The following is a 15,779-nucleotide window of genomic DNA, read 5'->3' as shown; positions in this document are numbered from 1 at the left end:
TGTAAAAGATAAAAACTATTCTAACCTATTATGTATATTCAAGAAATTTCATTGGAAATTAAATCCAAAATAAATAAAAATGAGCTTATCGACGATTTCAGCTTACTTTTAGAATTTTATAGAGCTAATGGACAAACTCAAGGAAGAATTGAAACTCAGTATATTGATAAAAATACAATTGTTTGTCTTCCTTTTACTCTTGAAAAAAATTCACTCGATAAGGTTAACAATAACAAGTATGTTGAAAACCAAATTGAAAAAATTGAAAAATTGAGCACCTCAAAAATTTCCATCAAAACTGTTGGAAAATTATATGCTGACTACACAAATCCATGCACTTGCAAGAGTCCGGCATTTTATATTCTTATCACCAATTACGTTTCCATTGATTCTCCGATAAGTTGTGGATCATGTAATAAATCTATTCCCCTTTACAGACTACCTCAATATTATGATTTTGGGTATATGCCTATTTTAAGTTGGGAAACAAACTACCAATCCTGTGACAGATTACAAATGAATTGTGAAGTTGGTGAACGATGGGCTTTAAACCAAATGCAGCAAACAAAATCTCAATTATCAAAACAAGGAATTACTATTTGTGAAAAAATTAAAGAGTTTACTAACATTCCTACCTATTACTATTTACACAATTATAGAAAACATAAAAAAGGTGATGAAAATAGGTTATGCCCCACTTGTCAAAAAAAATGGAAACTCGATAAAAAATTACACAATTTTTATGATTTCAAATGTGATCAGTGCAGAATCCTCTCAACAGTATCACCTAATCTATAATACAACTTATAGCCTTTATATTAATTGATTTGAATAGGGATAGGAAGATTTCCAAAATAATTTGACCTCACTATTTTTATACATTGGTTTTCTTTATTTTTACCATCTCAAAAAAGTAAATAAGACATGAAGAAAATAGAACTGAAAATTGATGAAGCCTTTAGAAATACTTTTCTACTTCCCAGAGAAAAAGTAGTGACCAACTTCTTGGTTGATGTTTTAAACTCAAAATATCAATTTAGAGAAGATGATAAGAAAATTGAAGTCATCAGTTTATATTATTATGCTTCAAGTCCTTTAAGCTTTTTATTTGCTTTGCCTAATTATGAATATTATTCTCCTGATAAAACCATTCAGATCGCAGAGCTGCATTTGAAAGAGCATTCATTTGCAGATTACTCATCCATTGATGTTCAAGAGCTATGCAAAAAGGTTTTGGATGAAAACAACATTGATTATTCCGCCTATCTTGACGAAGACAACCAATTGGATTTTGCTAATTATTGGGAAAATCAGTTTGGTTTAGAAAGTGATTTCTTAATGAATTGCTGGAGAAATGCAAAAGAAAAAACACAGTCTAAAATGATCGGATTTTTAGAATCTTCAGATGCCGGAGGTGGATTATTTGACCTAGATAATGGCTATGACGTTCCTTTTGATGTAGACGTTGATGAATATTTACAGTCTCATGGTTTTATTGTTACAAAGGAGATTTAAAACTATATTCAGATAAAAAAATCACTATTAATTTTAATAAAAACATGAATACAACACCATTTTCAAAGATTATTGCCGGCACCATGACATGGGGAGTTTGGGGGAAAGACTGCAACACTCAACAGATGATCGAATTGATGCACTGTTCCCTGGAAAATAAAATCACAACATTTGATCATGCAGATATTTATGGAGATTACACTACAGAAGCTGCTTTTGGAAAAGCTTTCAACGAAAGTAAAATTGACCGTAGCAAAATACAGTTTATTTCTAAGTGCGGCATTCAAATGGAATCTGGCAAAAGAAATAACTCCGTAAAGCATTATGATTATTCTACTTCCTATATTATATGGTCCGTAGAACAGTCACTAAAAAACCTGCAAACAGATTATTTAGACCTACTTTTGCTGCATCGTCCAAGCCCGTTAATGAGAGCTGATGAAATTGCAGAAGCCATCACCAAACTAAAACAAGACGGAAAAATTAAAGATTTCGGAGTTTCCAATTTTACGCCGTTGCAAACGGATTTGATTGAGACACAAACCAAAGTTAATTACAACCAAATCAGTTTTTCTATTACCGATTTTGAAGCGATGACTAACGGAAGTTTAGATCATATGCAAACTCATAATATCACACCCATGTGTTGGTCACCGCTAGGAACTGTTTTCAAAGAAGACAATGATCAGACTCAGCGTTTAAAAAAGTTGATTGCCCAATTTTCGACAAAATATGATGTTCCCGCTGATATTATTCTTCTGGCATGGATCTTAGAACACTCAGCCGGAATTTTACCCGTTTGTGGTACCGCTGATCCAGCGAGAATGGCTAACCTAATGAAAGCAACAACCGTTGATATGGAATTGCAGGATTGGTTTGCGTTGTGGTCAGAAAGTGCAGGCGTTCCGGTTCCGTAATTTTGATTCTTTTATTTTTATCATTATGATATAATTTGTAAATTTTCTATTTAGCTATCTGCTAGCGCAAGCTTGAAAGCTTGTGTATAAAAACAGATACGGATCGTTTACTCGGATACGAGCGAGAATCTTCGCGCTAGCCTTTGTAGACAATACAGCATTAACCCGTTTTACTTTTTGTAGAGCGGTTTTTCTTTAATAATTTTACATCAATTCTAAAAGGATAAGTGTAAATATATATCTTATTTACGTAATCCCTAATTTTGAGAATTTGCATACAAACACAAAAAATAACAATACAAATGGGATATTGGTGCACACTACATTTATTTGATGAAAAAAAATTTTATAAAGAAATTGTTCCTACGTTAAAAGGAGAAACAGGAGACTTAACCGCCGATTGTCAGGAATTCTTAAAGTCTCATGTTACCGGAAGTACTTTACATCTGTCTAAACAGGAATTAGAAAAACTTGTTAATGAAACTATTGGAAATATTGTTTCCATATCAAACTCATTTGACAAAACTTTTAAAATAAATAGCGAACATCAAAAAATAGGAGATTATAATGATCAGATAAATTTTTTAAATAAATCAGACATACATTATGATTTTTGTAAGTTTTTTGAGTTTTATATCTTTAAGACCTGTGCCGATTTTTTTCCACATTTACCTCTTGGAAAAGGTGGTGTAATGCGACAGTTTAAACTATCTCCAGAAACACTTTCCTATTCAATCATCGGAGAACTTGATGATTGGAACCCTTCTTTTCATTATGATGGAATGGGAATTACCAATTGGCTGACCCATGAAGATCTTCAGTATCTTTATTTGGACAAGGAGAATTTAAAACATGATGATGACTCATTAGCGGAGGATTTCTTTTTACTTCTTGAAGTAGCACATACTAACCAACTTGGCTTTATTACAGGTGTTGATATGAGAGAAAATATATTGGAATTACTACCAAATAATAAGACCGTAAAACCTGAAATCTGGACCTTGGAAAATTCCTCTGAATTAATATGGAAAAGATAAACTGATCTGTCTCATTTACAATAAAGATGGCCAATGTGGATGTCGATTTAATAAAAAAACAAAACCATGAATTTCATAAAAAATAATTTATCAGAATCAAAAAAGAAAATAAACGTAGTTTTAACCTTTAGGATTGATGAATCTGATATAAAAAGTTCTGAATTTGCAAATTTTAAAATTGTGGATTTTTCTGACGTTCTTCTAAAAAATAATTATCATCCTTCAAAAGATTCCGAGCTGAATAAACTTGAATACCTCTCTAAAGAGATTATTAATTCGGAAGATAATATTGTAATTTACAACACTGGATCAAGTCTTGAAGATTTTGACACCATCTCTGAAATGTTAAAGCCGTACGAATTAATCATCAACAATATTTTAGTACCCAACGAATCCAAAAGACAACAACAACTTGCTGATGGACAAAAAGCCTATAGAGATCATAGTCGTTGGCTTCATTTTTATCCCGGAGAAATTGAAGAGAATCATAAGTACTTTGCAGAGAAAATTAAAACCTTAAAAGCAAAATATCAAAATACTGAAACGAAAATATTGGAAATATAAAACTGAACGCCATAAAATGAAAGCTGAAAACCAAAAATTTTAAAAACACATTTATCCATGAATCTTATTGAACAAGCAATAAATGCTATAGAGAAAAATTTACAAATTTCCATAAAAGAATGGAGTAAAGCATCTGCTGCTGAAACACAATACTATGTTACAGATGAAAAATTTATCTCATTACAATTAACAGATTTACATTTTGAAAATTTTGATGCTTTACAGCCTGTCTTCAATATGGTAAAACAGTTACAATTTTTTGATTGTACATTTACTACGTCTAATACACATAATATTGTTAAAGGCATACAACAGTTTACTGCATTGGAAACAATATTTATTAATTCAGGCTGTGTAACAACTATTAAAACATTTTTGCAATTAGAAACAATTAAAGAATTACATCTTATTATTGATTATGAAACAATACCGACAAATACTTTAATCCTTGATTTTAAAAAGCTTAAAAGTATTAAAAGCCTGAGACTCTACAGTTATAATGTGAATACTGATAAGATGTTCGTCTTCAAAGGCGCCGAATATCTTACCACCCTTGAAAGATTAACATTAGAATGTGACTGCATCATAGATGAATTAAACAAATTTAAAAACTTAAGATATTTAAAGACAGAAAGTATTCAGCTTCAGATAACAGATAGATTAGAATCTCTTAAAACATTAGAAATCAAAGCTCTTAAAGATAATTATACAATCTATTCTTTGGAACAATTTCCCAATTTAGAGAATCTTAATATTACAGGATGTAATAATATTAATTTAGGAGTGTTAAAAAAACTTAAAATTTTATCTATCGGCTCAAGGGGATTTGAATTAGAAAATGCAAAATTTTTTGATAATCTACCTAATTTAGAGCAATTGGAGTTTAATGAATGTAAAATTACTGAAATTAATAATCTGGATAAACTTTCAAATCTGAAAGTACTAAATCTCTATGAAAATCATACCATTGAAAATATAGATGGGATAGAAAACCTGAAGAATTTAGAATACTTAAATTTATACGACAACAAAATTTCTGACATAAGTGTTCTGAACAAACTTCCCAAATTGAAAGAAGTAAATGTTGCAGGAAATAATATTACTCAGGAAGACGTAGATAAACAATTGCAAAAACCTGAAATCGCACGTTTTTTACATAGAGGATGGAGACCAGCCAGCGATGTCCCTTTTTATATCTGGGACAGTGTCGATGAAATTTAACAAAACGAAAAGCTGACAAGGTATACAAATACTTAAATAAAAAAACTTCAGCGGTAAGTTTACAAACCATGAGTAAAAAACAATTATTTCATATTATCTGGACAACCTATAATGAATATCCTGTATGGGATAAAAATGGTAATTGGCAAAGGCTTGTTGAGATTTATACTGAATTACAAAAGCATAGTATAAGCTATAACTTATCACATGAACTACCAATCGGCTCTGTAAATAAGAACTCAAAAAGTGAACGGCTTGTATTAAATGAAAAATCGATAAACCAATTAAAGACTGATATTGAAGACCTTTGCCAAGAGAAAAATGACAGAATTATTGACGGACTAGAAATCGAAATACTGAATATTAATGAATCAAAAGTCGAAATATTAATATTTTCCGATATACAATCAATTACTCAAAAAGTTTCAAGACTCAAAAGTAGAACATCAACACTTTTAAGCTTACAATATCCCGAGAAGTTTGTTGGTAAAGGAACTTGGGGAAAAGGGTTTTGGTGTTCAAATATTTTAAACAAAGAAAATTTAGCTATCTCAATAATAAAAAATAGTCTCCCCGTTAATATTGAGGAATGATATCAATATTGGAATGTTAAAAATTATATCAGTTCACTTCCTATTTATAATCTGTAACAAAGAAAAACATTTAACCTAAGCCAATAATTTATACATACAAAAAAATGAAAATTGAATTATTAAGAAACTATTACTAATAGCGTGAATGCTTGCTTAAATTTGGAAATCTCTAAGTTATAACCTATATTTGGGTGGATTTTCAAAAAAAAACAAACTAATAACACTTGAATTATTAAATTACAATAATAAAATTTACTCGTTTATTATCGAAAGACTATACCGTCATAAGAAATTTTATTGAAACCTTTCAGTAAAAATAAAATCAAAAAAATTAGCCTAAGGAAAGAATAAAACCCCTAAAATATTAATAACCACTTTTTAAATAAAAAACAATGACCAAAAAATTAAAGTTAGCAATTGTATTATTAATAACAGTTGCAAGCATGAATATGAATGCTCAAAAGAAAGCACCCGCAAAAGCTGCTAAACCAAATACTGAAAGTAAAACTGCAAAACCAAGTAAGCAGGAAACGATGGATTGGATAGCAGAGAAATGGAAAGAAAATTTGGGTCAAAACAGAGTAGCCATTTCTTACAAAAGCGGAATCTTTGTTCTTAGGCGGAATTATGCGGGAGGAGGATATTGTGATTCCAGCTATGACTTTAATAAGATAACAGGAATGAACAATGAGTATTCTGATGATTTTTATATTTTTGGAAAACAAATGACATCTATACACTGTAATAATGAGGCACCAGGTTATGTTGAATACAAAGAATACCTCTCAATAAGCGGTCCAAATTACAATGACTATGGAGCACCATTCATATTTACGACTCAACAAGCCTTGGTTGAAAGATTAAAGAAAGCTTTTACTACTTTAATTGAATATAATTCCGCAAAGAAAGATTCTGGAGAAGCTTTTTAAAATCTGTAAGTCATAAAAACTTCTTGCAACATCGGTTTGTTATAAGCAAAATAGATGAAAGTAAGTAAATATTCGTACTCATTATTTTCAAAATATTGTATTTATCAAGCCGATTAGCCATTGCTAAATCGAATAACCCCGAAAATTTAATTTATTTTAATAAGAAATTGATTTTTAATCGAAAATCTATCCCGATAAAACAAGAAGTATTAGTGTCCATCTGAAACAAATAAAACCATGAAAATCGCCCTTTTTTCCGACATCCACGGCAAAATACTACTCCCTTTCAAACTGGTTGATTTATACCAAAAAGAAACAGGCAACACAATTGATTTCATATTACAATGTGGAGATATGGGAGCTTATCCTATCATCGAAAACCTGGATAAAGCAACAATAAAACATGCACAATACGATAGAGATGAACTTGGGTTTCACGACGACTTTACAAAAACAAATCAGGAAATCAAGGCATTTTTAGACCAACTTAATATCAATATGATTTGTGTTCGTGGAAATCACGAAGATCACGATTTTTTAGACAATTTGGAAAAGGAAAATTCACAAAACAGCCTGTTTCCTATTGATATTTATGGTCGAGTATTGGTCTGCAAATCGGGTTTACCACAAAAACTAGAAACTCAAAATGAAGTGTTAACTTTTGTAGGTATTGGTAGAATCGGCGACAGAAAAGGAAGAACAGAAAAAAGGTTTATTCAGGATTACGAAAGAAAGGAAATCAAAAAACTTCTAAAAACAAAAGACCCTTTTGATATCTTAATTACTCACGACAAAGACGGCAGCGGCCATCAAGGGTATGGAATGACCGAAATCAGAGAGGCGCTGGACAATGTGATTTTTCATTACCATTTTTACGGACATACGGGAGAACCATTTAAACAGGAAACTGATTCTAACGGAATAACCCAATCCATAAAAATAAAGGAACTGGAATTTAATGAAACCGGAATTTTAGAAAAAGGTTGTATGCTCATCCTTACAAAAGAAAACGGAGAATTAAGCATAGAAATTGCTGACCAAAAGCTGACCAATAAAATGACAAAATTTAACTGGAAAATCTCATAAATACTGTTGTTAATAAAGGCAGTAGTTACATATTTAACCAGACAAAATGGAAAGATTTTCAAACAATATAAAAGCTCTGATGAATGAAGCTGAGATTGAAGTAGAAAACTTTGATTTAAAGAACGGAGAAAAAATCATTGCTTATTTCTCTGAATTACCAACAATTAGTGGATTTCCATATAAAATAATTATAATTGAAGACTCTGATAGAATTATCCATTCAAGATTTAGACAGTGGGACACCGCATACAACTTCACACGATGGACTCGCGGAATTTACAATCTGGATAGGCTGAGAATCATCACAGACGAAAAAATTCTTTCCGAAACGGATACAATAATACTGAAAGAGCAACTGGTAAAATTGGAACAAATAGAATTGCCTAAAAGTATATGTGATGAGAAAGCAATCATTTTAGATGGTTCCATATGGAAATTCGGAGTCATTTTGGCAAATAAAAATGCTGATTACTATTGGAAAGCAGCAACAGAAGCTATCAATTTATTCGATCCGATAATTGAAATGATGAGAAAACAATATTTGGACAGAATCTGATAAATTCCTAGAGACAAAAAATAATAACTAAAAATTCATGAAAAATATCCCCGAAATTAATCTTGATAAGTCCAACAATTTCACCATTGATGATTTGCAAAATATATGGCAAAAAGTAAGTATTTTGCATAACGGGCAAACCTACGGAGGACAAAAGAAGAACGAGAAAATTGAATACATCAATCATATTGGCAGCGTGGTATTTGAAATCATGAACGCTTCTAAAAACACTTCCGATTTTAATGCAGATCTTGCTGTAAAATGTGCGTTTTTGCACGATACCATAGAAGATACAAATTTCAGTATAGAAGATCTTGAAAATGAATATGGACAAGAAGTTAAGGAAGGCGTTCTTGCATTGACAAAAAACACAGACCTTGAAAAGAAACTTCAAATGATTGATAGCTTAGAACGAATAAAAGCTCAACCCAAAGAAGTCTGGGCCGTTAAAATGGCAGATAGAATTTGTAATTTATATGCCCCACCCTATTATTGGAACGATTCGAAAAAAGAAAAATATCTGGAGGAAGCCAAAATTATTTACGAATATTTAAAAGAAGGGAATGACTATTTAGCAAAAAGGTTATCAGAAAAAATTGAAGCTTATAAGGATAAATGATAAAGCTAGAAATACACACTCTTACCGGACAACTTGATATTGAAATTAAAAGAAACGAAAATTTTTATGTTCTATTAATTATTGTATCCAAATCACAATATTTCAAAGAAAATGGCAAAGTCTGGAGTGGAAAAATCATAGAAACAGAAAGGCTTTTTGAAATTGTAAGTCTTATAAAAAAATCTTACAACAGGCCATCAATACCCACAACAATAACGATCAATGATGGGAAATTAATAAAAATCAATTTACATCATGATCAATTACAAGTTTCATTAAATCTAATAGATATTGAAAAAAACACAAATGAATTTGAATTAATAGAAGAAATTAAAAAATTCACAAACGAGGTAACAGGCAATGATCCTACTCTACAAGATTATTTAAATCTTTTTATGGATTAGCCACCTGAAATAAAGTGAATAATATTACATTAAAATATGACGTATAACGAATTTTACAACAATATCAATCGTAGAAATAATATAGAAAACAGAGATTTGGAAACTTATCTCTTAGCGTTATTAAAGCTGGTGGAACAAGAAATCAAGCAACCTTTAACCGCTGATTTATTATCAAAACTATTACTGGATGCATTTACTTCCGAACCAAAAGAGTTTGAAAGCGAATGGCTCAAGATTGTAGAAGCACCTGACGAAAAAACGATATATGAGAACATTCCCCATACAAGAAAAGACTCTTCAGAGGATATTGGAGTTTATTATTCAATCGCTGTTTTGAAGTTTCAGATTGCCGAATTGCATAAAATGAAAGGGAAACAACTTGATGATAAGGAGAAATATTTTGGAATTGATTCTGAAACTGGAAACAGATGGTATAATTTTGATCCAGACTCTATTTTAGAATGTGGTATGAGCTGTTTTTTAGATCATGGTGGAGAAGATGACGAGGAATTTGAAGTAAGCTGGCAAACTTTGGGTGATTTATTAGAAATGGGTAGAATTTATGAGTAAAAATGAAACAATGAATCAATTTTCAGGGTATGAAAAAATGCCCAACAACCTAAAAAAGTTAGGTCTCAATGAGCATGATTTTTCCCAAATGGAAAAATTAAAATGGGTAGTTACAGAAAAAGTTCATGGTGCCAACTTTAGTTTCGTCTATGAAAATAGTACTCTGAAATTTGCTAAAAGGAAAGAATACCTCAACTGGACAGACGATTTTTTCGGTTTTCAATTGGTGGTAAATAAATTAGAAGATCATATACTGCGCCTTTTCGAAAAATTAAGCAATGAAATAACTGGAGAAAAATATATGGTATATGGTGAGTTGTTCGGAGGTAAATATCCTCATCCCGAAGTCAGTCCTATAAAGGATTTACACGCCATACAAACCGGAGTGTATTATACGCCCAATATCGAATTTTGTGCTTTTGATATTGCCATAGAAACCAAGGGTTCAGATTCTAAATATTATCTGGATTATGAAAGTTCTGTCAATTATTTTAATCAGTTTGGAATATTTCATGCACAGCCGTTATTGATTGGAAAATTTACTGAAGCCATGAACTTCAATATTAGAATGAACTCAAGTATTCCTAAAGAATTCAACCTTCCGGAACTACAGGAAAATTTAATTGAAGGCGTTGTTATAAAACCTTTCAATCAAACAGATAATACATTATTTTCAAGACCAATCGTTAAATTAAAAAATCCTGAATTTGACGAAGAAGAAAAATTTCATGAAGCAGAAAAATGGTCATTCATTCCAACTATTTCATCTAAAACAGAAGATTTATCTTTTATCATAGATGAACTGAGAAACTACGTCACTCAAAACAGATTAAAAAGTGCCATCTCTAAAATAGGTGAGCTAGATATGAACAATCAAATTCGAGTTTCTGATATTAAAACAGAATTTTCAGAAGATGTCATCACAGATTTTAATGAAAATAACAACAATCTTTTAAACGATTTATCTCCTGATGAAAAAGAATGGATTATTGAAAGAATTAATTCTGAAATAGATAGAATAATAACTCCAAATATTGCAGATTCGTAATCAGTGACACGTGATGAAAAATTAAAAAGTTACGTTCATAAGATGTAAGAAGCACCAAAACCACTCCCATTTCCGGAGCGGCTTTCCATTTTTTCCCTACTCATGACATTCAAAAACACAACTCTTTAAATTCCACTTATTTTGTGTAGTTTAGTTTTCTTGAAACCGAACGAAATAAACATTTTCAACTCGGTACAATTAAGAAAAACACCACCATGAAAATCCAGCGAGAAGATATCCACATAATAAGCCGCCACAGCAATCTGACAGAGCAGGCAATTGAAAGAGTACTGAAAGAAAATGTTTATAATGATAAAGAAATGTGGAAAAAATTCCTTCGCCTGTTCTTTATTACTCTTGGTATTGGGTTTACTACTGCGGGAATTATTTTCTTTTTTGCGTATAATTGGGCAGATCTGAACAAATTTATTAAACTCGGATTAACAGAAGTTCTCATCATTGCAACGACCATCATTGTATTACTTCCAAAAATAAAAAGCAGCACCCGAAATATTATCCTCACAGGTTCATCTTTTTTGGTAGGGGTTTTATTTGCGGTGTTCGGACAAATTTATCAGACAGGCGCCGATGCCTATGATTTCTTTTTAGCCTGGACCCTTTTTATCACCTTGTGGGTTGTTGTTTCCAACTTTGCACCGTTGTGGTTACTGTATATTGTTTTAATTAATACCACCTTCATTTTATATACAGAGCAAGTCGCCAAAGATTGGCCACCCATATTGGTCATAACCTTACTTTTTCTATTCAACACAGCAATACTCCTTACCTTCATTTTTCTGGAAAAGGATAAAAAAATTGAAAGCGTCCCCAAATGGTTTATCTATATTTTGACTTTAGGCTCTGTTACATTCGCGACTGCGGGAGTGAGTTTCGGGATTCTTGATGAGGATCAATCTATATTTCCTGGCTTAGCTTTAATTGTTATATTAATGTATGGCCTCGGAATCTGGCATGGAATCAAATCAAAAAGCGGATTCTATCTTTCTGTGATTCCATTGAGTATTATTATCATGATTTCAGCTTCAATCCTCAGAATCTCTGAAGGAGCAGAAATGCTTTTACCAGTAAGCCTGTTTATCATCGTAAGTGTTACGTTGGTCATTATGAAGTTGGTTAACCTTCAAAATAAATGGAAAAATGAGAAATAAAGAAGAAATAAAAGAACTTTTGAATCACTTTCAGACAGAAAATAAAGAAGTGACATTTGACGGAGAAGCCATATTTTCTGCTTATCAAAAAAATGATGATCATCAATCTTTAGCGGTAAAAATCCTGTCCATTTTTGGTGGTGTTTTAGCAAGTCTTGCTTTTGTAGGTTTCCTTTTTATCACAGGATTATATGATTCTACCACAGCTTTATTCATATTGGGCACCCTTTTAATTTTGGGAGGAATATTCATCAATACAATATATAATACAACCATTTTTGATACTGTAAGCGTTTCATCTTATATCATTGGGCTTATTATTTTAGTACTCGCGTTGTTTAAGATGGAAATGACCGAAACAGCAGTAAGCCTTATTTGTATTTTGATTGCAGCGGTTTCATTAATAATTGCTCGGAGCTATATCATTGCTTTTGCTTCTGTATTGATTATTAATGGGGCCATTATAACACTGATCACATTAAATAAAAACTTCGATTTCATTCATGCATATATTTCTTTCCTTGCCTTAATTGTCACTGCCGTATTTCTGAAAGAAGCAAAAATAATATCACTGAATCCCCTATTTTCAAAATTATATAATCCAGTTCGTATCGGGTTAGTTTTCTCATTTTTGGCAGCATTCGTTTTCATTTTCTTAGACCACGAATTTATTAAGGTATCCAGAGATTATATTTGGGTACCATCCGTCGTTATTATTCTGGCCATTCTATATGTGCTTTCTCATCTTTTTCAGGTTTTACATATTTCCGAAATGAAACAAAAAATAGGAATTTATATCGCAAGCATTTTGATACTGCTTCCTACTGTTTTATCTCCTGCAATCTCTGGAGCTATTTTAATTATTCTGTTGAGCTTTTTAGTAAATTATAAGACAAGTTTGGTGATTGGAATTATTGCATTCATTTATTTTGTTTCACAGTATTATTATGACCTTCATTTTACATTGCTTACCAAATCAATCCTATTATTTTCATCCGGTATATTATTTCTGGGACTGTACTTATTAACTCACAAAAAACTGACATCAAATGAAAAAATATAAATGGATTATTATAGTATTGAATCTCATTATTTTGTTGGTGTATTTCAACTATTCCGTGATAAAAAAAGAAGAACTTCTAAGAAACGGACAATTGGTTCTTTTGAAACTTGCTCCGGTTGATCCGCGTTCTTTAATTCAAGGTGATTACATGAATTTACTGTATGAAATATCAGAAGACAGATATTCACAAAATATTCCGAAAAGAGGATATTGCATCGTTCGGCTTGATCATAATGGAGTTGCCCACAAACTAAGATTTCAAAAAGAAACTACCCCTCTCAACAAAGGTGAATACGCCATTGAATACTCATCACCAGACCAATGGACTGTTAATATTGGTGCAGAATCTTTCTTTTTTCAGGAAGGGCAAGCCAAAAAATATGAAAACGCTAGATATGGTGGCGTAAAAATTGATAAAAATGGAAACAGTTTGCTAGTTGGTCTTTATGATGAGCAACTGAAAAATATAAAATAAAGAGCATCATACCCTACTTATTAAAAATTAAAACTTCTAATACGCACATAGTAACATGAAAAAAGCCTTTGAATTTCTTAACAATTTAAAAGAAAACAACAATCGGGAATGGTTTGCTCAGCATAAGGCAGAATATGATTTGATTGTCAAAGAAAACAAAGTTTTTTTTAACAAAATCTACACCGAGCTTCAGGAATACGATCATCTAAAAGGGCTCCATATCTTCAGAATTTACAGAGATCTTCGTTTTTCCAAAGATCAGTCTGAGCCTTATAAAACCAATTTCGGAGTTGGATATTCCCGTTCAAAACCCATGTTAAGAGGTGGATATTATATTCAGCTAGAACCCAACAACAGTTTTGTGGGAGGCGGATTTTGGGGTCCTGACACTAAAGATTTACTCCGCATCCGAAAAGAATTTGAACTCAATACAACAGCAATAGAAAAGATCATATCCAACGAAAATTTCATACAATACTTCAGAAACATTGAGGGTGATGCTGTAAAAACGGCTCCACGAGGTTTTGATAAAAATCATCCTGCCATAGATTTAATCAGAAAAAAGCAATATGTAGTCATGAGGAAATTTACCGATAAGGAAGTTTTATCCGGAAGTTTTCAAAAAGAAGTAATTCTTACCTTATTAGCAATGCGCCCTTTTTTTGATTATATGAGTGAAGTACTGACAACGGATTTAAATGGAGAACCCTTGTTTTAAAATTATGATAGTCTGTTATCGAAAAGCTTTCGATTTTAAGAATAGCTTTTTGTTATATTTACGCTCCTTAAAATAAACCAATGAACGCAACATTTGATACTCTAATTCTTTACGTTAAAAACGTTGAGTTACTTAAAAATTTCTATGTTGAACACTTTAATTTAAAAGTAATTGAAGAAGATTTTATTTGGGTTTTATTGAATGCAGGAACCGTACATATTGGATTGCATAAAATTGGAGATCAGTATTTGGATAAAATAGAAGCTGCCCATACCTTCGATAATAATACAAAACTTGTTTTTACCATTGATGTAGATATAGAATTGACAAGAAAAGAATTCCTGTCAAAAAACATTCAGATGAGAGAGGTTAAAACATTCGACAATTACGATTTTTGGCTGTGCGACGGAACGGATCCTGAAGGAAATGTTTTTCAATTAAAAAGCAGAAAATAATATCTATTGATCATAGCAAATCAATGAAAAAATCAAGTACCCAATGAGATTCAAAATAATAATCTTTCTATTCACTTTTTCAATCCTAAAAATTTTTGCGACAGGTCAGGAACCTGATAAAATTATTATTAATAACAAGGAATATGATTTGCTGAATAATCCTCTGGAAAAATATTTCCAGAACCACCCTGAATATCATCCCATCTACGGACCTAAACTCTCCGAATTCAAAAAATACAGCAATGGAGAAAGAATGCTTTCTTTTTCTACCTCAAATTCCCGTGATTACATTGCAACATTTACCATTGAAAAAAATATTTTAAAGGTCGTTGATATTAAAATTCAGGATCTCAATTCAGAAAGCGAAGACTATATTTCTGTATACAAAAAGCTTTTCGGAGATCAAAAAATAGTTCTTGACTATTCAGGAATACTTGTCATACCCACCGGTGATCTGCTAGAAACTGCAGATTTTGGATATTCATATTTATTTACTCAGTATAAATTAATGACCATCAATAAAGATAATGTTGTGAAGGAAAAAGAATTAAATAAAGATGAATTTATGAAGTTCAGATTTACTCAATTCAAAGAATACAAAAAATCAGAAGACTATAAAATTGAGCTGAAAAATTATCTTAAAAATTGGGAAGCTCAAAAAAAATCAGAGCTATCACCAGAAAACATTAAAAAAATGTCAAAAAAAGAAATGGCTCAATTAAAAAAAGAATATGCACAACCTCCTACTGAAGATCATATTGATGGATATTTTTTCGTTTCCCAAAACCCAGATTTCATCATTGTAGATTATTAAAATATTTGATTTTTACTGCCTCATAA

The 15,779-nt window shown here is 31.4% G+C and carries 20 protein-coding genes; all 20 read left to right on the top strand.

The window, feature by feature from the left end:
* Positions 1-30 precede the first annotated feature (30 nt).
* Positions 31-798 (top strand): DUF2310 family Zn-ribbon-containing protein, encoded by a 768-nt coding sequence (locus AMQ68_RS16160; protein ID WP_054511648.1) that lies wholly within the window; start codon positions 31-33, stop codon positions 796-798.
* Between the two features lie 126 nt (positions 799-924).
* Positions 925-1,515 carry a hypothetical protein gene (locus AMQ68_RS16155; protein ID WP_054511647.1) on the top strand — a complete coding sequence of 197 codons (591 nt, stop codon included), beginning with the start codon at positions 925-927 and terminating at the stop codon, positions 1,513-1,515.
* Between the two features lie 44 nt (positions 1,516-1,559).
* Complete coding sequence (locus tag AMQ68_RS16150; protein ID WP_054511646.1) at positions 1,560-2,432, top strand: aldo/keto reductase family oxidoreductase; 873 nt, start codon at positions 1,560-1,562, stop codon at positions 2,430-2,432.
* Between the two features lie 302 nt (positions 2,433-2,734).
* Positions 2,735-3,469 (top strand): hypothetical protein, encoded by a 735-nt coding sequence (locus AMQ68_RS16145; protein WP_054511645.1) that lies wholly within the window; start codon positions 2,735-2,737, stop codon positions 3,467-3,469.
* Positions 3,470-3,535: 66 nt separating this feature from the next.
* Positions 3,536-4,033 (top strand): hypothetical protein, encoded by a 498-nt coding sequence (locus tag AMQ68_RS16140; protein WP_054511644.1) that lies wholly within the window; start codon positions 3,536-3,538, stop codon positions 4,031-4,033.
* A 57-nt stretch (positions 4,034-4,090) separates the two neighbouring features.
* Positions 4,091-5,254 carry a leucine-rich repeat domain-containing protein gene (locus tag AMQ68_RS16135; RefSeq protein WP_054511643.1) on the top strand — a complete coding sequence of 388 codons (1,164 nt, stop codon included), beginning with the start codon at positions 4,091-4,093 and terminating at the stop codon, positions 5,252-5,254.
* A 68-nt stretch (positions 5,255-5,322) separates the two neighbouring features.
* Positions 5,323-5,847 (top strand): hypothetical protein, encoded by a 525-nt coding sequence (locus AMQ68_RS16130; RefSeq protein WP_054511642.1) that lies wholly within the window; start codon positions 5,323-5,325, stop codon positions 5,845-5,847.
* 392 nt (positions 5,848-6,239) lie between these two features.
* Positions 6,240-6,776, top strand: a complete 537-nt coding sequence (locus AMQ68_RS16125) for a hypothetical protein (protein WP_054511641.1) — start codon at positions 6,240-6,242, stop codon at positions 6,774-6,776.
* Positions 6,777-7,013: 237 nt separating this feature from the next.
* The gene (locus tag AMQ68_RS16120; RefSeq protein WP_054511640.1) at positions 7,014-7,862 is read left to right on the top strand and encodes a metallophosphoesterase; all 849 of its coding nucleotides are present in this window, start codon (positions 7,014-7,016) and stop codon (positions 7,860-7,862) included.
* Positions 7,863-7,908: 46 nt separating this feature from the next.
* Positions 7,909-8,418, top strand: coding sequence for a hypothetical protein (locus AMQ68_RS16115; RefSeq protein WP_054511639.1), 510 nt, complete (start codon positions 7,909-7,911; stop codon positions 8,416-8,418).
* 37 nt (positions 8,419-8,455) lie between these two features.
* Positions 8,456-9,037, top strand: a complete 582-nt coding sequence (locus AMQ68_RS16110) for a bifunctional (p)ppGpp synthetase/guanosine-3',5'-bis(diphosphate) 3'-pyrophosphohydrolase (RefSeq protein ID WP_082384125.1) — start codon at positions 8,456-8,458, stop codon at positions 9,035-9,037.
* Positions 9,034-9,441, top strand: coding sequence for a hypothetical protein (locus AMQ68_RS16105; protein ID WP_054511638.1), 408 nt, complete (start codon positions 9,034-9,036; stop codon positions 9,439-9,441). Before AMQ68_RS16110 ends, AMQ68_RS16105 begins: the two co-directional genes overlap by 4 nt.
* A 36-nt stretch (positions 9,442-9,477) precedes the next feature.
* Complete coding sequence (locus tag AMQ68_RS16100; protein WP_054511637.1) at positions 9,478-10,011, top strand: hypothetical protein; 534 nt, start codon at positions 9,478-9,480, stop codon at positions 10,009-10,011.
* A gap of 10 nt (positions 10,012-10,021) precedes the next feature.
* The gene (locus tag AMQ68_RS16095) at positions 10,022-11,059 is read left to right on the top strand and encodes an RNA ligase family protein (RefSeq protein ID WP_054511855.1); all 1,038 of its coding nucleotides are present in this window, start codon (positions 10,022-10,024) and stop codon (positions 11,057-11,059) included.
* A 215-nt stretch (positions 11,060-11,274) separates the two neighbouring features.
* Positions 11,275-12,228, top strand: coding sequence for a DUF2157 domain-containing protein (locus AMQ68_RS16090; RefSeq protein WP_054511636.1), 954 nt, complete (start codon positions 11,275-11,277; stop codon positions 12,226-12,228).
* A complete protein-coding gene (locus AMQ68_RS16085) occupies positions 12,218-13,291 on the top strand; it encodes a DUF4401 domain-containing protein (RefSeq protein WP_054511635.1) in 1,074 nt (357 codons plus the stop codon). Before AMQ68_RS16090 ends, AMQ68_RS16085 begins: the two co-directional genes overlap by 11 nt.
* Positions 13,278-13,766 (top strand): GDYXXLXY domain-containing protein, encoded by a 489-nt coding sequence (locus AMQ68_RS16080; RefSeq protein WP_054511634.1) that lies wholly within the window; start codon positions 13,278-13,280, stop codon positions 13,764-13,766. The genes AMQ68_RS16085 and AMQ68_RS16080 overlap by 14 nt, the downstream gene beginning before the upstream one ends.
* Positions 13,767-13,821: 55 nt before the next feature.
* On the top strand, positions 13,822-14,484 hold the full coding sequence (locus tag AMQ68_RS16075; protein WP_054511633.1) for a DUF2461 domain-containing protein: 663 nt from the start codon (positions 13,822-13,824) through the stop codon (positions 14,482-14,484).
* Positions 14,485-14,564: 80 nt separating this feature from the next.
* On the top strand, positions 14,565-14,939 hold the full coding sequence (locus AMQ68_RS16070; RefSeq protein ID WP_054511632.1) for a VOC family protein: 375 nt from the start codon (positions 14,565-14,567) through the stop codon (positions 14,937-14,939).
* 43 nt (positions 14,940-14,982) lie between these two features.
* Positions 14,983-15,753: a hypothetical protein gene (locus AMQ68_RS16065; protein WP_054511631.1), complete on the top strand. Its 771-nt coding sequence runs from the start codon at positions 14,983-14,985 to the stop codon at positions 15,751-15,753.
* Positions 15,754-15,779: the final 26 nt, after the last annotated feature.

The organism is Chryseobacterium sp. ERMR1:04, assembly GCF_001297705.1.
Lineage (GTDB): Bacteria > Bacteroidota > Bacteroidia > Flavobacteriales > Weeksellaceae > Chryseobacterium.
The sequence above is the reverse complement of the archived record's forward strand: the minus strand, read 5'-3'. Positions and strand labels throughout refer to the sequence as shown.